Source organism: Halarcobacter sp., from assembly GCF_963676935.1.
Classification (GTDB): domain Bacteria; phylum Campylobacterota; class Campylobacteria; order Campylobacterales; family Arcobacteraceae; genus Halarcobacter.
This window is the reverse complement of the sequence record NZ_OY781470.1, coordinates 1205704-1227089: the sequence shown is the minus strand read 5'-3', so window position 1 is coordinate 1227089 and position 21386 is coordinate 1205704. Positions and strand designations below refer to the sequence as shown.

The following is a 21386-nucleotide window of genomic DNA, read 5'->3' as shown; positions in this document are numbered from 1 at the left end:
AAATTATCGCCTTGAAGTTTACTTCAACCGTTAGGCTACAAAATACAAGGAGTCGATATAGTGTCTATTTCAACAATAAGTAACTCAATTATTAGAATACAGAAAGAAATTGCAGATCTTCATCATAAAATGAGTTTAGAAACTAAAAAAGAGCTAGATTGCAGTAATAGAATCAGTCAAATAGAAAACAGTATTACTAAAAATACAAGTTTATCTACAATAAAAAGTAAAAATACAGAAATTCAAAGAAAACGAAGTGAAATATCTAAAATACAAATAAAAAAAGCAGACTTTCATAAAAAAATTTCTGATAAAGATGGAAAACTATTAAAATTAAAACAAGACTTAGCAAAAGAAGAAGAAAAAGAACGTAAAAAACAAATTGCAAATGATGAAAAAGAAAGAAAAAAGTTACTAGATTTAGAAAAACGACAACAAAGAGAGCAATTATCATTTCAAAAACAATTACAACAAGAGATACAAAATACAAATAACATGTCAATTGAAATTAATCAAAAAAATGAAAATATCAATACCACTCTTAATAAATCATTACTAACTACAGAATATGACTTATTCATTTCGCATGCTTCTGAAGATAAAGAAGAAATTGTTAGACCATTAGCTGAAAAACTTAAAGAATTAGGTGTTAATGTATGGTACGATGAGTTTACATTAAAAGTTGGAGATAGTTTAAGACAAAGTATAGATCATGGACTACGCAAATCAAAATATGGTACTGTGATTTTATCATCTACATTTTGTTCAAAGAGTTGGACTCAATATGAATTTGACTCCATGGTTACTAGAGAAATGAATGGTCACAAAATGATTTTACCTATTTGGCATAAAGTAACAAAAGATGATGTAATAAATTTTAGTCCAGCATTGGCAGATAAAGTTGCTTTAAATACATCATTAAATAGTATTGAAGAAATTGCAAAACAATTATCTGAAGTAATTTTGGATAAATAAGCATAATAGAATACAGCACATATATAAAGTAAGGAATAAAAATGGATTTTGATAAGTTAGCTTATCCAGAAATAATTTATATAGATGGAAGTGAACATAAAGGATTCAGAGATATGTCAAAAGGGGAAGTTAGAATTCCTTATAGCGATGAACCAGATGTTGGGATAGGAGATATAATTGCTCAAAAGTCAGGAAAAAGAGAAATTAATCTAAAAGTTGTTGATGTTTCATTTCTTCATGGTGGTACATTAAATGTTGGTACAAAACATCCTAATTTACTTACTCTAAAAGTTGAAAACACTACTGCTCAAGCTCATATTTCAAATAAAAAATCATCAACTATTAATATAGGCTCAATTTCAGGTGAGCAAATTCAAGTTGGTAATCACAATTCACAGATTACAAATATAAGTTTTCAGCAGTTAGTTGAGCATATTGCAAAAAGTGGTGATGATGAGGCAAAGGCTACTTTGAAAACCCTTTTACAAAATAGTAGTGTAGCTAGTTTGATTGGGGCAGGAGCATCTGCTTTATTTGGATTATTATAAATTGCATAACAAAACCTTGGAGAGAAATAAGTTACCCTTGCGGGAACTTATTTCTCAAGTCAAACGTTCAGCAACCTCTAACTTTGTGAAACAGAAACACTCATTGTAGTTTTCCTTGTTCCACAAAGTGTTCAAAAAATTAAAATTGAAAAATCCCATAAATCTTAAAGAAATATGGAACAAAAGATGTAGCCTTTCAAATCATAATGGGATATTTTACCCTATTTTTCTTCAAGCTTTGCATCTGCTTTGATTTGCTCAAGTGCATAAGTTAAATCAAGTGTTTAATTCATTGTTCAATCCTTTAGAATAAATTCTATCAGACTGACACAAAATTTCTAACACTCCCTTGAATATCTTAGTTACAATAATCAACATAACCTAAAGAACAAGCTTTTCTAAAATAAATATTACTTTTAGCAATATCCTTTTTAACTTTTTTGTAAGTATCTCCTAGTTTAATACAGCCTTCTGCTTTTCCATCATTACAAGCTTTCATAAAAGAAGAAATCGCTTTATTTTCATCATAGTTTTTAAACTTTTTATTTATATATATTTCTCCTAAAGGGATACATTCAGAAGAAAAAACTTTACAAGCTTTTTTATAATATTTAATTGCATTTTCAAAATCATCATATTTTTTATACATACTACCAATTGTACTACATACCAGTAAACCTACCATACTATTTTTAGTACATTCTTTTTTCATATCTTCTAATATTCTATAATCTTCTTTTTTACTTTTAACTTTATCAACATAATCAAGCATCACACAAGCTGTATGCTTTTCTCCTGCATCACAAGCTTTTTGATAATAATTTTTTGCTTTTCTTAAATCTTTTTGGAATACTTTTCCATTTGAATACATCCTTCCTAATTCAACATAAGCAATTGGATAATCTAATTTAAAAGCTTTATCATATAAATAAATCGCTTGAGATATGTTTTTATGAACTCCTTCTCCTGAAATAAATTTATTAGCTAGATTAAAACAAGCTTCTCCATATCCATAATCACAAGAATATTTATAAAACTTAATAGCTTCATAAAAATTCCTACTTTCTTTATCATTTTTTATTTTTCTTTCAATTAATCTAGCAATATTAAAACAAGTTTCCCCATTACCATTTTTACACTCTATTTTTTCAGAAGAAAGATTATCATTACTATAAGCATTAGTTACAAATAAAATCAATCCAATAATAAATCCAAGTCTCTTTTTATAATTAGATATTGTAATTAAATACATTTTCAATTCCTTAAATTGTGCATAAGATGAGAGCTTGATTTTTGACATAAATAGCCTTATATAATTTTATTGATTATATAAAACAACTAGTTAAAGTATTATAAACTCTTTATTTCTATTTATTAAAAAAATAAGCATTTTTTACTTTACAATTTAAAATAAAAAAGTTAATATCTTTATCTATTTATAAAAAGGTAAAAAATGAATAATATAATTGATTTAAGAAGTGATACAGTAACAAAACCATCAAAAAAGATGAGAGATATTATAAAAAATGCAAATGTTGGAGATGATGTTTATGGTGAAGACCCAAGTGTAATTGAACTAGAAAATAAAATAGCAAAAATGGCTAAAAAAGAAGCAGCTGTTTTTGTACCAAGTGGAACACAATCAAACCTTTTAGCTTTACTTAGTCATTGTCAAAGAGGTGATGAATATATTTGTGGGCAAGAAGCTCATATATTTAAATATGAGGCAGGTGGTGGAGCTGTAGTTGGTTCTATTCAGCCTCAACCAATAGAGTTTGAAAAAGATGCTTCTTTAGATTTACAAAAAGTAAAAAGTAAAATTAAACCAATTGATAACCATCATGCTAGAACAAAACTTTTATGTCTTGAAAATACTCACAATGGAAAAGTTCTTGATTTAAAATATTTAGAAAAAGCATCTAAGTTTGCAAAAGAAAACAATCTTTTACTTCATCTTGATGGGGCAAGAGTATTCAATGCAGTTGTTGATTTAGATATAAATCTAAGTGATATTACTAAATACTTTGATTCCGTATCTATTTGTTTATCAAAAGGCTTAGGTGCACCAGTGGGTTCAGTTTTAACAGGTTCAAAAGAGTTTATAAAAGAAGCTAGACATTATAGAAAAATGTTAGGTGGTGGTTTAAGACAATCTGGACTTTTAGCTTCAGCTGGACTTTATGCTTTAGAGAACAATATCAAAGATTTAAAAAAAGACCACAAATTAGCTAAGTTGTTAACAAAAAATCTAAAGAAAATAGATGCAATAAAAATAGTATCAAATGACACAAATATGCTTTTTATAGAAGTTGAAGATTCAGAAAAATTAGTCAATTATCTAAAAGAAAAAAATATTCTAATCTCAGGATATGGAAAACTTAGAATTGTATTACATAGAGATATTTCAAAAAAAGATATTGAAAAAGTTATAGAAGTATTTAAAAGTTATTACACTAAGTAATAACTTTTAATCTTTTTTAATTAGGTTATATGTAGGGAATGGTATATTTATATTATTCTGTTTAAAAGCATCATAAATTGCCATATTCACTTTATATTGTGTTTCAAAATAAAGTTTTGTAGGAGCCCAATATCTAACCTCTATATTTATAGAAAAATCTGCAAACTCTTTTATACCCATTTGAGCTTTTGGTTCTTGTGAGATTTCATCAAACCCTTTTAAAACATTTGAAATAACATCTATGGCAAGTTTAGGATCGCTATTGTAATCTATACCAAATACAGATTCAACAACCCTATTTTCAAAAGAGTTAACTAAAACTTCACCAATAATATGTTTATTAGGGATTGTAATTTGTTCACCATCTTCTGTTGAAAGTATAGTGTAAGCAAGTCTTATCTCTTCAACTACACCATTTACACCCTCAACACTAATAGTATTTCCTACAATAAAAGGTCTTCCTATAATAATTGAAAGCCCTGCTCCATAGTTTGATAAGGTACCTTGTAAAGCTAAACCAGCGCCCAATGAAGCTGCACCAATACCAGCTATAAATGGGGTAAGAGTTATTCCAAGTTTACCAACAGCAATAATTGTAACACCAATTATTAAACCAAACTTTACAGTATTTACTATAAATTTAGTTAATGTAACATCTAACTGATTTCTTTCACAAACAACCTTTACAGCAGCAGAGATTTTATTAGCTAAAAACAAACCAATTATAAATACTATTATTGCACCAATTATTTGAAAACTATAATTAACAAAAAATTCAATAATTATGTCATAAAACTTTTGTAAACTCTGTAACTCTTGTTCCATTTTAAGCCTTTATAGTTGAATCACTTTTGCCCCAAATCCACCTTGACTTGGGTGTGCATCTGTATACCTTTTAACTTTTGGATGTTTATCTAAAAATTGTTTAACGGCAAATGAAAGTTTTCCTGTACCAATTCCATGATAAACTAAAACTTCATCAAATCCTGCAATTAATGCATCAGAAATAAATTTATCTAAGTTGTCAATTGCTTCATCTGCACGTTGACCATGTAAGTCTAACTTTACATGTCCTGTATTTGGTTTTTGAACTGTTACAGAGGATTTTTGTTTTACTTTAGGAATATTTCCACTTCTTTTTAAATCTGATAACAATACTTGCATCTTCATACCTGCATCATTTTCTATAAATGCCTTTTTACCCTTTATAGAAACAATTTCACCTTTTGAACTTCGATATTTTACTCTGTCCCCTACTTTTAAATCAGCTTCAATCTCTTGCACTTTTTGTGTTTTAATTGATTTTGCTTTTTCATGGGCAATATTTAGATGTTGATGACCTTGAGCAATTTTTGCTTTTATTGCTTTTTTTGCTTCATTTCTAGCATCTTTATACTCTTTATGAAGTTTAGATTTTTCTTCAAAGATTAATTCATCTAAAGACTCTTTTTGCTCTTTTATATTTTTATTAAGTCTTTCATACTCAGAAATTTCATATTCAAGTTTTTCAATCTTTTTCTTATACTCAATCTCTAAAGCACTACTCCTTTCAATAAGTTCATTTAACTTGTCTTTATCTTCCCCATAAACAACTTTTGCTTTTTTGATTACATTATGTGGAATACCATATCTACTTGCTGTTTCAAAAGCATACGATTTACCAATAGTTCCTTGTAAAAAGTCATATGTTGGTTTTTGGTTTTCTTCATCATAAAGTGCTGCTATTAGTTCAACATCATCATTGGCTGCCATTAGTGAAGCCAATCTTTTATGGTGAGTTGTTATGATGATTTTAATATCTTTTTGTATCAACTCTTCGATAATAACTTTAAATAATGAAGCTGCTTCATCTGAGTCAGTTCCCAATTCAATCTCATCAACACCTACAATAGCACTTTTTGAAGAGAAAAGTTTAGAAAACTCAACCATACGACCAGCAAATGTTGAAATATCATTTTTAACACTTTGAGGATCATCTAATACAGCTGTAATCTCTTTAAAGGTTCCAACTTCAGTATTTTTATTTGCATAATATGGAAGTAAGTATTTTGATAAAAGTGTAGCTGCTAAAATAGATTTTAACATCATAGTTTTACCACCGGCATTTACCCCTGTAATCATAACAACTGATTTAGAAAAATCAATTGTAATTGCTTTTGCATCATGAAGTGCTGGATGTTTAAACTCTACAAGTTTATTTTTACCTTTTTTATTTGGTAAAATAAAGTTTTTATCTCCCATTTTTGCAAAGAATAATCGAGCTTGATAATGATCAAACCTGTCAAACTCTTTATTTATAAATTTTAAAAATAGTAAATTTTTTTCAAATAAAGAACTTACCTCTTTACAAACTTTTAATAAAATCTCTTCTTGCTTATTGATTAAATCACTTTGCTTTTGTTTTAAAGTACTAACACTATGTGGAACAACATAAAAAAATCCTGAGTTTGATCTATTTATTACTGTTGCTTTTAGTATATGATTAAAACCACCTCTAACTAATATACACTCTTCTTGATTTATATAATGAACTTGAGAATCAACTAAATAACTTCTTAGTTTTGATGAGTTTATAATTTTGTATAAATTTTGTTTTATCTCTTGTTTATTTCTATAAATAGCTTCACCAATAGCATCATAATCTTCATTTATACCAGATTTTAAATTTGATTTTTCATCAAAATAGTTACATATATTTAAAACTTCTGCTGGAATAACTATTCTATCTATCCATTCAGCAAGTTTCCCTTCAAAGGAAAACTTTTTTAAATAGTTAAAATAATCAATAATCTTTATGAACTCATATATTTCATATATTTTAAGCACACCTTGTTTTTGTATATGTAATAAAGCATTATCTAAATTTGCTACTTTAGGAGGCTCTTTTAAATCGAAGTTTGATAACTCATTAATAAGTCTAAAATGAAGGTTTATATCACCTTCCATAATGATAGATTTTTCTCTAGCTAATAGTTTAGAAAAAGAATCTATATAATCTAATAAATCTAATTTTTTAAATATCTCTTGCATTTAGATATTATATCTTACAAATGATTAATATGTAACTAAATATAAAAATAACTATAACCTATAATAAGTATTAATATTTAATATAATCATACATATAAACTTAAATTATAATAAAAATAATGATATTAAAGTTATTTTGTAATCAAAATAATATTTAATTAAGATATATTTCCATCCTTAAAATTATTTTATAATAAAAAAGGTTTAAATTGAGTAAAGAAATTTTATTAGATAAAAAAACAATGATTGTTTCTGAAACAAATAAAAAAGGAATAATCATCTATGCAAATGAAGATTTTTGTAAAATATCTGGATATACAAAAGATGAATTAATTGGAAATCCACATAATATGGTAAGACATAAAGATATGCCCCAAAAAGCATTTAAAGACTTATGGAATACGGTGGAGAAAAATATGACTTGGAATGGCATAGTAAAAAACAAAACAAAAAATGGAGACTACTATTGGGTCAATGCTACTGTATTTTCTTCAGAAGATGGATTAGGTAATAAAAGATATATATCTGTAAGAGTACAACCTACAGATGATGAAAAAATATTAGCACAAAACTCATATAATGAACTTCTTAAGGAAGAAAATGTTTTCAATTAAAAATAACAAACAAGATTTACTTTTAGAAGCTTTAGACAATATAGAGATGTATATAAATGATGATCTAAATAAAATTAATATAAAAGATAATACTTATAGAAAAAAAAATCATTTGATTATGAACAAAATAATAAAAATTTCTGAACTTATTCAATCTAAACAAAATGAAGATTTATTAATTTATGGGGAAATAATGCTTTGTACAGAAAAGCTATCAGATGGTTTTACAGAAGATAGAATAACAAAAACAACATCAAATAATAAATTAAACTATATAGCAAAATCAATCAACAATATGTCTGAAAAACTACAAAAATCTTTATATACCATAGATAAAAGATTAGAAGAGTATTCAAATCAAAACTTTTTAAACTCTATAGATGAAAATATGTTTAGAGGTGGAGATTTAAAAAAATTAACTTTAGGTATTAATTCATTAAAAGAAGAGATAACCCAACAACTTAAGACAACATATAGAACTAGTCTTGTTTTGCAAAAAGAGTCTGCAAGATTATTAGAAAACTCTACTCAATTATCAACTTCTACAACTCAACAAGTAGCATCATTGGAAGAGGTATCAGCTGCATCTGAAGAGATTAGTACAACTACATCTAGTAATACAGAATTGGTTATACAAATGTCAAAATATGCCCAAACAGTAAAAGAATCTATTACAAAAGGGATGGATTTGGCTTCTCAAACAGTTAAATCAATAGATGATATAAATGAATCTACTAATGCAGTTCAAGATGCTATAACAATAATTGACCAAATTGCATTTCAAACAAATATTCTTTCATTAAATGCTGCAGTTGAAGCTGCAACTGCTGGTGAAGCAGGAAAAGGTTTTTCAATTGTTGCTCAAGAAGTTAGAAACTTAGCTAATAAAAGTGCACAAGCAGCTAAAGATATAAAAACATTAGTTGAAAGTTCATCTCAAAAAGCTAATGTAGGTAAAAATGCAGCAGATGGGATGATAAACGAATACAATAATTTGAACTCTAATATTAATGAAACAGATAAACTAATCACTCAAGTTGTAAAAGCTTCAAAAGAACAAAAAAATGAGATTATGCTTATAAATAACACAATTTCACAAATTGATTCTCTAACCCAAAAAAATGCCTCAATTGCAGAAAATGTAAAAAATATATCTATGCAAATGAACAATATTGCAAATAAAAATGTTGAAATAATATCTAAGTCTCAATTTAAAGGAAAAGAAAACCTTAAAATAAGAGATACTCCTTTTGATAACAAGTATAATGGAAAAGAAAAAAGAAAAGCTTAAATTATATTAATCTCAAATTTTATCCTTTTTTGATATTATAAAAAAATAAAATTAAACTAGGGAAAAAGATGTTAGAAAAAAAAGGTTCAATTTTTACAGTAAGAGAAGATTTAAAAGTTTTTGATTGTACAATCAGAGATGGTGGATTAGTAAATAATTACCATTTTAGTGATGATTTTGTAAAAGCACAATATGAGATGTGTGTTGCTGCAGGAATTGATTATATGGAGATTGGGAAAAATGTATCTCCTACGGTTATGAGTGAAGATGAATATGGTTGTTGGAACTTTTGTAAAGAAGCAGATTTAAGAAGAATTGTTGGAGACAATGATACAAATCTTAAAATTGCAGTTATGGCTGATGTTGGAAGAACAATAAAAGAAGAGATTCCTCCTAGAAGTGAAAGTGTAGTTGATATGATTAGAGTTGCTACTTATATTCACCAATTACCAGAAGCAATTGAATTAATTGAAGATTTTCATGCAAAAGGTTATGAAACTACATGTAATATAATGGCTATTTCAAAATCTTTTGATGATGAATTAGACCAAGTATTAGCACAAGTTGAACAATCAAATGTTGATGTAATTTATATAGCTGATAGTTTTGGTTCATTTTATCCAGAACAAATCAATAAATTAACAGAGAAATATCTTTCTTTTGCTGATAAATCAGGGAAAAAAGTTGGAATTCATGCACACAATAATCTACAATTAGCATATGCAAATACACTTGAAGCTATGATTTATGGTACAAGTTATTTAGATGTAACGGTATCTGGTTTAGGAAGAGGTGCAGGGAATTGTCCAATGGAACTTTTAGTTGGTTTCCTAAAAAATCCAAAATATAAATTAACTCCTGTATTAAAATTTATTGAAGAGTATATTATTCCACTTGAAAAAGATCTTGATTGGGGTTATTCAGTTCCATATATGATTACAGGAAAATTAAATGAACACCCAAGACCGGCTATGAAAGCTAGAGATACTGGTGATACAGAATATGTTAAATTCTATAACAAACTAACAGAAGAGTATAGTTAAAAACTATACCTTCTTTAAAATGTTACAACATCTTCATTTAGAAGTGTTTCTACTGTATCTAAAGCGTTGCCTGGTAATCCAACTTTTAACTCATCTCTTACATTATAATAATCTAAACAAGTACCACAAGATAAAATTTTTACACCTTTTTGCTCAAGTTCTTTTAAACTATTTAATACTTCATCTTCATCTTTTGAAGTTGTTAGTAAAACTGCACTATTTACACAAATAATTTTTTCTGGTAAATTTTCTTGTTCAGTCATAGCTTTAAGAAAACCATTGATTAAAATAGATCCTAATTCACCTTCACCTATCTTATTGGACTTTAAAAATACTGTTTTTTTATTTTTTGACATAATTTTACTTTTATTTTATTATTTAATATTTGAAAGTAAATCTTCTAACCAACTCTCTGCATCTTCGATAGTTTTAAATCTTTTTGATTTTGCAACTTGATCTTGTCCTTCATAAAATCTTACTCTAATTCCATCTTCTACATGATCAATTTTTGTTCTAGTAATCTTTGCCATATTAAGATAAACTCTTTCATTTAGCTTTACAAACATATGTTCCCCTTTTTGGTTAAATTATTTTTACTATTATACAATTTTTTTGGTAAATAACTAGTATAAAAACTAAATCCATTTTATATTTTTAGTATCTATATTAACGTATATATTATCCCCTGGAAGAAATCTTTGTTCTTGCATCAAATCTCTAGTAACTTTACAATTAAAACTTATATCAGATATTGTCAATTGTACTAAAAGATGTTCTTTTGAATTTTGTTGTTGTATTGAAGTTACTATTGCTTTTAAGCTATTATTATTTATCATCTCTTCACAATTCACTCTACAAATATCAATATTACTTGAGTCTATCATTGCAACTGAATCTCTTTTTTTAGCTTTACTATCTAAGATTTCCAATTTTTGTCCATCTGTAAAATATTTTATTAGATTTCCTTCATTATTTTTATCCCAAGGAGCAAACAATAAATTTACACTTCCACTATCAATTAAATGTCCTTGAAAAAGAGCTATTTTTTTATCACAAATATGATTTAACCAATTGTGGTCATGACTTGAGATTAAAATAGTTGTATTCCATCTTTGTTTCGCACACAAAATTGCTTCTTTTATAAGTTGGGCAGAGTTTGTATCTACTCCAGTAGTTGGTTCATCTAAAATTAAAACTTTTGGTCTAAGTATTAATCTTGCTGCTAAGGCAACTCTTTGGGCTTCTCCACCTGATAATTGACTCCATTTTCTTTTTGAAAAGGATTTATCTAAACCAACTAAAGATAAAGCTTCATTTACTTTTTCTTCAAGATTTTCATTTATATTTCTGATTTTTAATCCATAAACTATATTATCAAAAACTGTTCTTTTTAATAAATATGGATTTTGAGGAACCATAACGATACTTTGTTTTATATCATGACTAATAGCTTTTTCATCTAAGCCATTAAACAATATTTGTCCATTTGATTGTTTTTGCATAAAAGACAACAATGAAAAAAGTGTAGATTTACCACTACCATTTGGACCAAAAAAACCTATAATTTGATTATCTTCCAATATAAGTTTATCAATACTTAATACTTTTCTTCCATCATAAAATTGTTGAACATTATTTAATTCGTATAAAACACTCATTATTGATTCCATTTTCTTCTAAGTATTGATAAAGATATATTTATCATCAATGCAATTGTGATTAAAACTAAACCTAAAGCTATCCCTGTAACAAACTCACCCTTACCTGTTTCAAGTGCAATTGCTGTTGTAATTGTTCTTGTATGGTATTTAATATTTCCACCAACCATCATAGAGATACCAATTTCAGTCATAATTCTTCCATAAGCTGTCATTGCAGCTGTCATAAGACCAAATCTAGCTTCTATTAAAGTTGCTGTTAATATTTGCTTTGAACTTGCTCCTAAACCCTTTAAAGAAGTGTAAAGTCTTTTATCAACTGCTTCAACTTGTGTTGCTGTTAATGCAATAATAATAGGAAGACCTAAAACAATCTGTCCTATTATTATTGCTTTTTGTGAAAAAAGTAAATCGAAACTACCAAATGGTCCAACTTGAGATAACATAGTATAAGCTATAAGTCCTATAACTACAGTTGGCAAAGCTAATAGTGTATCAACTATAGTTCTTATTATAGATTTTCCTGGAAAATTATAATAACCTAGAAAAAACCCTAAAGGTAAACCTATTAATAAACTTATTACTAAAGACCAAGAAGAAACTACAAGAGTAGTTGAGATTGCAGAATATACACTCTCATCTACTGATACTAATAATTGTATAGCTTCTTTAAAACCATCGGTAAATAGATTCATTCTTTTTTAATTTCCTTATTTATCAGCGTTTGGAATAAATAGTGATTTTCCTAATAATCTAAAATCACCAATAAATTTTTGAGTTTCAGCACTTACAATCCAGTTAGTAAATTTTGTTGCTAATTCTGGTTTTACATTTGCACATTTTTCTTTATTAATTGTTATAACAGAGTATTGATTAAATAATGTTTTATCACCTTCAACAACAATCTTCATAGTGTTTTCATCACCTTTTTGTGATTGATATTTAATCCAAGTTCCTCTATCTGTCATAGTATAACCACCCTTTTCAGCAGCCATATTAATAGTTCTTAACATACCTTGACCAGTTTGTACATACCATGATGCTTTTTCAGGTGCTTTTTCAATTGCACTTTTCCATAAAGATATCTCTTTTTTATTTGTACCTGAGTTATCTCCTCTTGAAAAGAATTTAGCTTCTTGTGAACCGATTTTCTTCAGTGCTGCACTTGAAGTCATTCCAGATACACTTGCAGGATCCGTTTTAGGACCAATAATCACAAAGTCATTGTACATTACTTGTTTTCTATTTACACCATAACCTGTTCCAACAAATTTTTTCTCACTTGCAGGTGCATGAACAAAAAGGATATCAACATCACAATTTCCACCCATTTTTAATGCTTTTCCTGTTCCTGTTGCAACCCATTTTAAAGTTGTACCAGTATCTTTTTCAAATTTTGGTGCTAAATAATCTAAAAGCCCTGTATTATCTGTACTTGTTGTAGTTGCCATCATTAAATCATCTGCATAAATACTTGATGCTAATACAGCACTTAATCCTAATGTTACTAATGTCTTTTTAATCATAAACTTCTCCTTATATTTGATTAATTAAATATATTTGTTTGTTCATTTAAATATGAACAATTAAACTTAATCACTCGAACCATCTCATCTTCTTTTGTTTCAAATCTTTCTGGATTAGTGACAACAATACAATTACTCTCATCTAGAACAGTAATCATTCCTGAACCATATTTGTTGTTTCTTGTAACTTTGAATTCTCCTTTATCACAAGATCCAAGTACCACATTTACTCGTCCTTGTTTTGTATTAAATTTTTGTTTATTAACTGCAAGTGTAATATCATGATAAATATCTTTGCAACCTTGAATTTTATTTAAAACAGGTATTGCAAAAAGATGCATATTTACCATTGCTGTTAAGGGATTTCCTGGTAAACACATTACAAAAGTATTTTTCATTTTACCCATCATAATAGGTCTTCCTGGTTTAATATTTACTCCATGAAAAATAGTTTCTAAACCATTTTCTAAAAATGCACGACCAACAAAATCTGCATCTCCCATAGAGATACCACCTGTAGTTATAACTACATCATATGATGCTAAATTTTTAACAAATATAATTGAATCTTCTAAACTATCAGGTACTACACCAGTGTATGTAGCATCGAAACCTTTTTCATTTAATAGGGATATTAAAGCATATGAATTACAATTATAAATCTCATCTTCATTTGCAAATTCCCAAGGCTCTTTTAACTCATTTCCTGTAGATACAACTGCAATTGAAAGTTTTTTATAAACTTTTATTTTAGTAATACCTTGACTTGCTAAAACTGCAATCTTACTTGAAGTTATTTCTTCACCTTTTTTAAATAAGATTTCATCAACAGCTTTTTCTTCACCTTTAACTCTTAAGCATGAGCCTTTTTTAACTTTTTCATTAATAGTAACTTCGTCATTTTCAAAAGAGATAACATCTTCAATAGGAATGATTGTATCTACATCAGATGGAACTTTTGCTCCCGTCATAATCTTATAACACTCATTTTTACTTAAGCAAGCTTCTACATTATCACCGGCAAAAATTACTTTTTTAACTTTTAAAGTTTTACCTGCATCATTTGCTTTTATTGCAAAACCATCCATTGCTGAGTTATTAAAAGAAGGCAAATTTTTTACGCATACAATATCACTAGAGATTACTCTTTCTAATGAATCCTCTATATTTACTATCTCAGTAAAATATGTAGAATTAGCATATTTTAAGGCCTTAGATAGAGCAATATCGAAATCTAAATATTGTTTAATCATTTAACATCCTTATTTGTCTATATTTTTTTGAAATTGTTTTTACTATTTTTAAAATCTCTTCATCATTTAATTCTTGAAAAAAACTAAGAGACAATGCCCATCTTGACTTTGATTCTTCAAATCCCATCTCTTGAATTATTCTTGAGGGTTTAGATAAACCTAAAGAGCAACCCTCTCCATTGGTTACAAAAATATCACTTAACGCAAGTGTTCGAATAATTTCTCTTGCTTTAATATTTTTTAAACCAAAATGTAATGTATAAGATAGTGTTTTATTTGAATCTACAAAGAAATATATATTTTCTTGAAACTCCTCAACTAATAAAGCTTTAAACTTCTCTTTTATGTTTGTAATTGGGAAAAATCTTTTTATAGCTTTATCAATTTCAAATATAGAAACTGTATCAATTTGGGCTAAATATTGTTCTTCAAATAATTCATTATGAAATAAAACTGAAGAAAATGAGTATCCAGTTAATTTATACGAATCTAAAATTGCAATATCACAATCTCTAAAAAATGGAGTAGCACTGATATTTGATATAACTAAAGCATTAGTTTTTTCCTTTACTAAATCAATATCAATATTTATGTAAGTATCTACAATATAAGGTGAGATAAAAATATAATCAGCTTGAACAATTTCATTATAATCAATTATTCCATCTTTTTTTATAGATATAAAATCTAAATCGAAACCAAGATTCTTATATCTTATTGCAGCATCAATAATAGCTTGGCTTTCGCCTTTAGATACTAAAATTTTTCCTTTTAATTTTAACATTAATGCCAAAATACCATCATCACTGAATCTAAATGAATATAAAGAACTAAATCCAAACTCTTTTTTCAGCCTATTTATCTTTTCTTCAACAAAATCATTATTTTTCAGCGTTTCTAAAGTGTTGCTAGCCAAAAAAGTTATATCTTCAACTTTTGGATATTGAATATAGTTTAATTTATACATTTTCATTATCTTTCGCACATTGAATTATGTTTTCATCTTTCTCTTTAAAAAGTTCTTCAAACTTCTCTTCTGAAAACTTTTGAACCTCACTTCTAAACTTTTTAAAATTTTCTACTAACTCTTTTGCTTTTGGTGTTAATACAGTTCCACCACTGTTTCTACCTTTATTTACGATTACTAATTCATCATCAATATATTCTTGTAATATTTTGATATGTGTCCAAGCTTTTTTATAATTCATACCAACTTTTTTTGAAGCTTCAGAGATTGACCCCGTTTCATCAATAAATTCTAAAATCTGTGCTTTCCCACCACCAAAGATTAAATTACCTTCTGAGTCCTCAATCCACATTTTAATTTTTGATTTCACGTTTTCCCTTTCTCTCTCTAAAACATCCAAGTTGACAATGAGTCACTTCTATATCACTATTCTTAACTGTATTTCCTACTCTTCTTAAACTACTCTCTTGAGCAATAAACCAAAGAGTTTTACAAGAAACATCTCTATCTTGAGTAAAATTTTGCTTAATTTTGCTATAAATTGCTGTTTCAGGGTCTTGAAATTTTATTTTTCCAAAAACACCCAATTCACAATTTGTAATTTTTACTCCTACTCCTTTACAAGCATCTGACATATCAATAGGCTTTAAGCCTATAAGTCTAGATACTTTAAAAGCTTTTAGGCAAGATAACTTCCCATCATTATCAAGATTTGTTAAAATTAACTCTTTTTGAGTTTCATCTAATTCAATCTTTTTTTGCATCTTTCCCATTTTATTATCCTATTACTCTTCCTGAATGAGTATAGATATTCATCTTCTTTCCTCTTGCAAAACCTATTAATGTAAGACCATGCTTATGAGCTGTCGTAACACCTAAGTGTGTTGGTGCAGTTCTTGAAACTACAATAGGTACTTTATGCATTACAGCTTTTACTACCATTTCTGAACTAAGTCTTCCACTAACAAAAAGAACTGATTTTGTAGTATCTAAACCTTTTAATTTACACTTACCTACAACCTTATCAATTGCATTGTGTCTTCCTATATCTTCAGCTGTAACCGTGGTACCATCTTCTAAATAAAGCATAGCCTTATGTACACAACCAGTTAGCATATATAGTTCACTATCTTGATAAAATTGTTTTATTTCACTACTTATAACTTCTGGACTAATCACAAATCTAGTTTGGTTAAAAGGTATTTGAACTTGCCCTGCAATATTACCTGTTACTCCTCCACCACATCCACTTACAAGAGTTTTTTCTTTATATAGGTTTGTTAAAGAGTCTTCATCCACTGCTGCTTTAATATCAACTCTTAAACCATCTTCACTAATAGTAATATCATCTACATCATCAATAGATGAAATCACATTTTCACTCATTAAAAATCCAATTGCATGAGCTTTTTGGTCAATAGGGATACACATCATTGAAATTGCTTTTTCTCCATTTAGAAAAATATTTAATCTTGATTCTTCAATTGTAATATCTTCTACTTCAGCAATATCATCGCCATTTACTTTATCTATAATTACTTTTTTTAAATAATTCCTATTTTCCATTTTCCTCTTCTTTAATATGTCAATTTTGCATATTTTAATAATTTTTTTAAACAGTCCCCTTATAAAAGAGGACTAATTTAAATTTTATTATTCTCTTTTAATTTTTTATAATATGAACTATGAAGAATTTCAACTTCTTCTTCCTCTTTATCCCCTGTAATCATAGAGTGTATTGCACCTTTAATTGCAAATACAGACATATAAATATGTACAAAAAATAAAGCTGCTACAGCCATACCTAAAATATTATGTATAATTGCACTTAATCTTAAGAAATCTATTTGTGATAAACCAAGTTGAGCAATTATTTCAAGTTCAAAGTCTTGGAAATACATCGCTGCACCTGTTGCAATCATAACAATTCCACCAACTGTACAAAGCCAAAACCACATTTTTTGACCTGCATTAAATTTACCAGCTGGTATTGGGTCTTTTCTTTTATTTAAGTAACCACCCATAATCATCATCCATTTAATGTCGTCAGATGTTGGTAACATCTCTTTTAACCACATCAATAACATAGGAATTACTGCTATTGCAAAAAATACAGTTGATATAGCATGCAACTCTTTACACACTCTAACAAACTCTCCCCCACCAAATGTTGTACCAAAAATCATTACAAATCCTGTTGGTACTAACACTATAAAAGAGAATCCTGCAATCCAGTGTATTATCCTATGAAAAATCGTAAATACATGAATCTTTTTTCTATCATGTGAAAAAATCATAGGTCCAATAATTAAATAGTGTATTAAAAATACAGTAGGGATTCCTAATATAATTGCTAAAAACCCTAAAGAAAAATATTTACCTTGTAAAACAGTAAACCATTTTCCAAGTTCTAAAGATCCCTCTTTATCATAAGCTAAAATGTTTGGCACTAAATCTTTACCCCAAATTGCACTATCAGCATTAGCACAAAAAGCTAATGTTGATAATGTTAAAAGAGTAAGGATAATATATTTAATTTTCATTTTAACTCCTACTACTTAGAACCGTATGCCGTAGACCAACCATATGGATTTGTTTTAGGTCCGTGACCAGCAGATAATACTCTTTGTCTATAAATATTAGCTACTTCAGTTGCGTCACCTACTAATAATGCTTTTGTTGAACACATAGCTGCACATACAGGAACTTTTCCTTCAGAGATTCTATTTTGACCATATAATTCTCTTTCATGTTCACTATTTGTTTCAAGTGGTCCACCAGCACACATAGTACATTTGTCCATAGCTCCTTTAGTTCCAAAAGCTCCATCTTGTGGAAACTGTGGTGCACCAAAAGGGCAAGCATATAAACAATATGCACATCCAATACATTTTTCTTTGTCATGAAGTACAATTCCATCTTTTCTTACATAAAAGCAATCAACAGGACATACTTGCTCACAAGGTGCATCAGTACAATGCATACAAGCAATTGATAATGAATATTCTAATCCTTCGATTCCCTCATTCATAGTAATTACTTTTCTTCTGTTTATTCCAGCTGGAAGCTCATGAGCTTCCGCACAAGCAACAGAACATCCGTCACAAGAGATACATCTATCTTCATCACAATAAAATTTTAATCTAGCATTTTCTACATTACTCATCTCTCACTCCTTACGCTGGCTCTACTCGGCATAATCCACCTTTAGTCTCAGGAATCTGAGTAATGATGTCATAACCATAGTTAGTTACTGTATTTGCACTTTCACCTGTTGCATAAGGTTTTGTTCCTGCAGGATATTTGTGACTCATATCTTCCCCTTGGAAAACACCAGCAAAGTGGAATGGAAGCCAAACTCTATCTTCACTAACTGCATGAGTGTATTTAGCTTTAACTTTAATTTTTGTTCCTTCTGGAGAATGAATCCACATCATAGAACCATCTCTAATACCCATTCTTCCTGCTAAATCAGGATTAATTTCACAAAACATTTCAGGTGTTAATGCAGCAAGATATTTACTTGCTCTATTTTCCATACCAGCACCATTCATATTTACAAGTCTTCCTGTTACTAAATTTATTGGAAACTCTTTAGACCAATCTTTTTCTGTTTGTTTAGAAACATATTTAGTATCAACTCTATAATGATCAGCTTTATCAGCATAAGAAGGATATTTCTTAGCTAAATCTGCTCTTGGAGAGTGTAATGGCTCTCTATGCATTGGAATTTGATCTGGGAATGTCCATACTTTTGCTCTTGCTCTTGCATTTCCATAAGGTGCGACACCAGCTTCCATACATTTTTCAGCAATAATATTTGAAGTATCAACTTTCCAGTTTTTACCAATTCTTTTTTTCTCATCTTCTGTTAATTTGATTCCAAGAACCTCTTCAATATTATCTCTTGTAATTTCTGGATATCCATTTGGATTTGCTGAATCTTTTGGTGCACTACCCATTCCCGCTAATTGAGAAACTCCATCATGCTCCAATCCAAATCTATTTCTGAATCCCATACCACCTTCAGCAACACTTCTGTTGATGTTATAAAGAATTGGACTTCCACCGTGTTTTTCTGTCCAACAAGGCCATGGTAATCCATAATATTCACCTTTCATTTTTCCATAACCTCTACCTGAGATTTGGTCAAACATATGCCAATTTTCAGTATGTTTTTTAATTCTTTGAGCTGTCCATCCTGTAAGACCAATAGTTTTAAGTGTTCTAGCTATCTCATTAGTAGCATCTTCTGGCCATATGAAGTCTTTTTTATCACCTCTCATAGCAGCTGTATATTCATCATAAAATCCTAATCTTTTAGAAATATCAAAAAGAATATCATGGTCTGTTCTTGATTCATACATTGGTTCAACTACTTGAGTTCTCCATTGTACAGATCTATTTGTTGCAGTTACTGAACCTGAAGTTTCAAATTGAGTAGCAGCAGGTAAAATAAATACATCATCTTGCTTATCTGTTAATACAGCAGCTTCATTTACAAATGGATCACAAAGTACTAGCATATCAAGATTGTCAAGACCCTCTTTGATTTTTGCTTGTTGTGCAACAGAAGTAATACCATTACCCATAACAAAAAGTGCTTTTAGATTTGTTCCACCATTTTCAATTGCATCATTACCATCTTTTCCATCTAATACACCAGCCCACCATCTAGCAAGTGTGAAACCTTTTTTATTCATCCACTCTTTAGCTTTGAACTGACCTTTTAGCCATTCATAATCAACTTTCCATTGTTGTGCAAAATATTTCCAAGAACCATCAGCAAGACCATAGTATCCAGGTAAAGTATGTGATAAACAACACATATCTGTAGCACCTTGAACATTATCGTGTCCTCTTAAGATATTAGTTCCTCCACCTTCTTCACCCATGTTACCAAGAGCAAGTTGTAAGATTGGAGCCATTCTTGTATTTGATGAACCAATAGTATGTTGAGTTAAACCCATAGCCCAGATTAAAGTACCTGGAGTGTTTTTAGCATATAATTCTGTGATTTGTAATAACTGATCAGCTGGTACACCTGTAACATCCTCAACCTTTTCAGGAGTCCACTTTTTAGCTTCTTCCATAATATCTTCCATACCATAAACTCTATCTTTGATGAAACTTTCTTTGTGCCATCCGTTTTTAAATATGATATTTAACATACCGTACATAAATGGAATATCTGTACCAGGTCTTATTCTACAGTAATGATCCGCTTTCGCAGCAGTTTTCGTGAATACAGGATCAACAACAATAATTTTTGCATTATTTCTCTCTTTTGCTTTCAAAAAATGCCCAAAACCAACTGGATGGTTTACTGCAGGATTCGCTCCAAAGATAATAATTGCTTTCGCGTTTTGGATATCTCCAAGTGAGTTAGTCATAGCGCCATAACCCCATGTATTTGCCACACCGGCAACTGTTGCACTATGTCAGATTCTAGCTTGATGATCTATATTATTTGTCCCATACATTGCAGCAAATTTTCTGAAATAATAAGCTTGCTCTGTACTCATTTTAGCTGATCCAAGGAACATTGTAGAATCAGGCCCTACAGTTTCTCTTAAGTTTTTCATCTTGTCCGTGATCCTTGTTAAAGCATCATCCCAAGAGATTCTTTTCCATTTTCCTTTTTCTTTTACCATTGGATGTTTAAGTCTAACTTCAGACCTAACCATATCAATCATATCAGCACCTTTACAACAATGACCCCCAAGTGAAATAGGATGGTCTTGTGCAACCTCTTGTCTTACCCAAACACCGTTTTGAACTTCAGCAATAATACCACATCCAACTGAACATGCAGTACAGATAGTTTTAACTTTTTTTGAACCAGGAAATGGATTTTTAACCTCTTCCTCTGTAGCTTCTCTAGTTATTCCATCATTTGCCAAAGCGCTTGTAGCACCTGCAGCAGTAGCAATTGCAGCCATTTTAATAAATGCTCTTCTCCCTACTTTTGCATTCAGTGCTTCATATGTACTTTGTGACATATAAAACCCCTTTGACTT

22 protein-coding genes are annotated in these 21386 nt (G+C 29.0%); 6 read left to right on the top strand and 16 right to left on the bottom strand.

The window, feature by feature from the left end:
• Nucleotides 1–60 precede the first annotated feature (60 nt).
• Entirely contained in the window at nt 61–975 is a 915-nt protein-coding gene (locus ACKU4C_RS05930) for a toll/interleukin-1 receptor domain-containing protein (protein WP_321315273.1), read from the top strand.
• 41 nt (nt 976–1016) lie between these two features.
• On the top strand, nt 1017–1523 hold the full coding sequence (locus tag ACKU4C_RS05925) for a hypothetical protein (protein WP_321315271.1): 507 nt from the start codon (nt 1017–1019) through the stop codon (nt 1521–1523).
• Between the two features lie 358 nt (nt 1524–1881).
• Here the strand turns inward: ACKU4C_RS05925 and ACKU4C_RS05920 are convergent, their stop codons facing one another.
• A complete protein-coding gene (locus ACKU4C_RS05920; protein ID WP_321315269.1) occupies nt 1882–2775 on the bottom strand; it encodes a tetratricopeptide repeat protein in 894 nt (297 codons plus the stop codon).
• A 201-nt stretch (nt 2776–2976) separates the two neighbouring features.
• On the opposite strand from ACKU4C_RS05920, the gene ltaE reads away from it, so the two are divergent.
• Nucleotides 2977–3984, top strand: coding sequence for a low-specificity L-threonine aldolase (gene ltaE, locus ACKU4C_RS05915; protein ID WP_321315268.1), 1008 nt, complete (start codon nt 2977–2979; stop codon nt 3982–3984).
• 6 nt (nt 3985–3990) lie between these two features.
• Here ltaE and ACKU4C_RS05910 read toward each other — a convergent pair whose 3' ends face one another.
• Nucleotides 3991–4809, bottom strand: a complete 819-nt coding sequence (locus tag ACKU4C_RS05910; protein ID WP_321315266.1) for a mechanosensitive ion channel family protein — start codon at nt 4807–4809, stop codon at nt 3991–3993.
• Nucleotides 4810–4818: 9 nt separating this feature from the next.
• Nucleotides 4819–7014 (bottom strand): endonuclease MutS2, encoded by a 2196-nt coding sequence (locus ACKU4C_RS05905; protein WP_321315264.1) that lies wholly within the window; start codon nt 7012–7014, stop codon nt 4819–4821.
• A 209-nt stretch (nt 7015–7223) separates the two neighbouring features.
• On the opposite strand from ACKU4C_RS05905, the gene ACKU4C_RS05900 reads away from it, so the two are divergent.
• The 3 genes from ACKU4C_RS05900 (at nt 7224) to ACKU4C_RS05890 (ending at nt 9962) form a co-directional block, all read left to right on the top strand.
• A complete protein-coding gene (locus tag ACKU4C_RS05900; RefSeq protein ID WP_321315262.1) occupies nt 7224–7628 on the top strand; it encodes a PAS domain-containing protein in 405 nt (134 codons plus the stop codon).
• Nucleotides 7615–8919 (top strand): methyl-accepting chemotaxis protein, encoded by a 1305-nt coding sequence (locus ACKU4C_RS05895; RefSeq protein WP_321315261.1) that lies wholly within the window; start codon nt 7615–7617, stop codon nt 8917–8919. Before ACKU4C_RS05900 ends, ACKU4C_RS05895 begins: the two co-directional genes overlap by 14 nt.
• A gap of 68 nt (nt 8920–8987) precedes the next feature.
• Nucleotides 8988–9962: an aldolase catalytic domain-containing protein gene (locus tag ACKU4C_RS05890; RefSeq protein WP_321315259.1), complete on the top strand. Its 975-nt coding sequence runs from the start codon at nt 8988–8990 to the stop codon at nt 9960–9962.
• A 14-nt stretch (nt 9963–9976) separates the two neighbouring features.
• On the opposite strand, the gene yedF is transcribed toward ACKU4C_RS05890, so the two are convergent.
• The 13 genes from yedF to ACKU4C_RS05825 all read right to left on the bottom strand — a co-directional run bounded on the left by yedF (nt 9977) and on the right by ACKU4C_RS05825 (nt 21368).
• Entirely contained in the window at nt 9977–10318 is a 342-nt protein-coding gene (yedF, locus tag ACKU4C_RS05885; protein ID WP_321315257.1) for a sulfurtransferase-like selenium metabolism protein YedF, read from the bottom strand.
• Between the two features lie 18 nt (nt 10319–10336).
• Complete coding sequence (locus ACKU4C_RS05880; RefSeq protein ID WP_321315255.1) at nt 10337–10528, bottom strand: sodium-dependent tyrosine transporter; 192 nt, start codon at nt 10526–10528, stop codon at nt 10337–10339.
• Between the two features lie 69 nt (nt 10529–10597).
• Complete coding sequence (locus ACKU4C_RS05875) at nt 10598–11620, bottom strand: energy-coupling factor ABC transporter ATP-binding protein (protein ID WP_321315254.1); 1023 nt, start codon at nt 11618–11620, stop codon at nt 10598–10600.
• On the bottom strand, nt 11620–12315 hold the full coding sequence (locus tag ACKU4C_RS05870) for an ABC transporter permease (RefSeq protein WP_321315253.1): 696 nt from the start codon (nt 12313–12315) through the stop codon (nt 11620–11622). Before ACKU4C_RS05870 ends, ACKU4C_RS05875 begins: the two co-directional genes overlap by 1 nt.
• 15 nt (nt 12316–12330) lie before the next feature.
• Nucleotides 12331–13146, bottom strand: a complete 816-nt coding sequence (locus ACKU4C_RS05865; protein WP_321315252.1) for a substrate-binding domain-containing protein — start codon at nt 13144–13146, stop codon at nt 12331–12333.
• A 20-nt stretch (nt 13147–13166) separates the two neighbouring features.
• Nucleotides 13167–14399: a molybdopterin molybdotransferase MoeA gene (locus ACKU4C_RS05860; RefSeq protein WP_321315250.1), complete on the bottom strand. Its 1233-nt coding sequence runs from the start codon at nt 14397–14399 to the stop codon at nt 13167–13169.
• Complete coding sequence (locus ACKU4C_RS05855) at nt 14392–15366, bottom strand: cysteine desulfurase (protein ID WP_321315248.1); 975 nt, start codon at nt 15364–15366, stop codon at nt 14392–14394. Before ACKU4C_RS05855 ends, ACKU4C_RS05860 begins: the two co-directional genes overlap by 8 nt.
• Nucleotides 15359–15736, bottom strand: coding sequence for a LysR family transcriptional regulator (locus ACKU4C_RS05850; RefSeq protein ID WP_321315247.1), 378 nt, complete (start codon nt 15734–15736; stop codon nt 15359–15361). The genes ACKU4C_RS05855 and ACKU4C_RS05850 overlap by 8 nt, the downstream gene beginning before the upstream one ends.
• Nucleotides 15720–16139: a ModE family transcriptional regulator gene (locus ACKU4C_RS05845; RefSeq protein WP_321315245.1), complete on the bottom strand. Its 420-nt coding sequence runs from the start codon at nt 16137–16139 to the stop codon at nt 15720–15722. Before ACKU4C_RS05845 ends, ACKU4C_RS05850 begins: the two co-directional genes overlap by 17 nt.
• A gap of 4 nt (nt 16140–16143) precedes the next feature.
• Nucleotides 16144–16932 carry a formate dehydrogenase accessory sulfurtransferase FdhD gene (gene fdhD / locus ACKU4C_RS05840; RefSeq protein ID WP_321315244.1) on the bottom strand — a complete coding sequence of 263 codons (789 nt, stop codon included), beginning with the start codon at nt 16930–16932 and terminating at the stop codon, nt 16144–16146.
• Between the two features lie 77 nt (nt 16933–17009).
• A complete protein-coding gene (locus ACKU4C_RS05835) occupies nt 17010–17909 on the bottom strand; it encodes a formate dehydrogenase subunit gamma (protein WP_321315242.1) in 900 nt (299 codons plus the stop codon).
• An 11-nt stretch (nt 17910–17920) separates the two neighbouring features.
• Nucleotides 17921–18532 (bottom strand): formate dehydrogenase FDH3 subunit beta, encoded by a 612-nt coding sequence (fdh3B, locus tag ACKU4C_RS05830; RefSeq protein WP_321315240.1) that lies wholly within the window; start codon nt 18530–18532, stop codon nt 17921–17923.
• Nucleotides 18533–18542: 10 nt separating this feature from the next.
• Nucleotides 18543–21368, bottom strand: coding sequence for a formate dehydrogenase subunit alpha (locus tag ACKU4C_RS05825; protein ID WP_321315238.1), 2826 nt, complete (start codon nt 21366–21368; stop codon nt 18543–18545).
• Nucleotides 21369–21386: the final 18 nt, after the last annotated feature.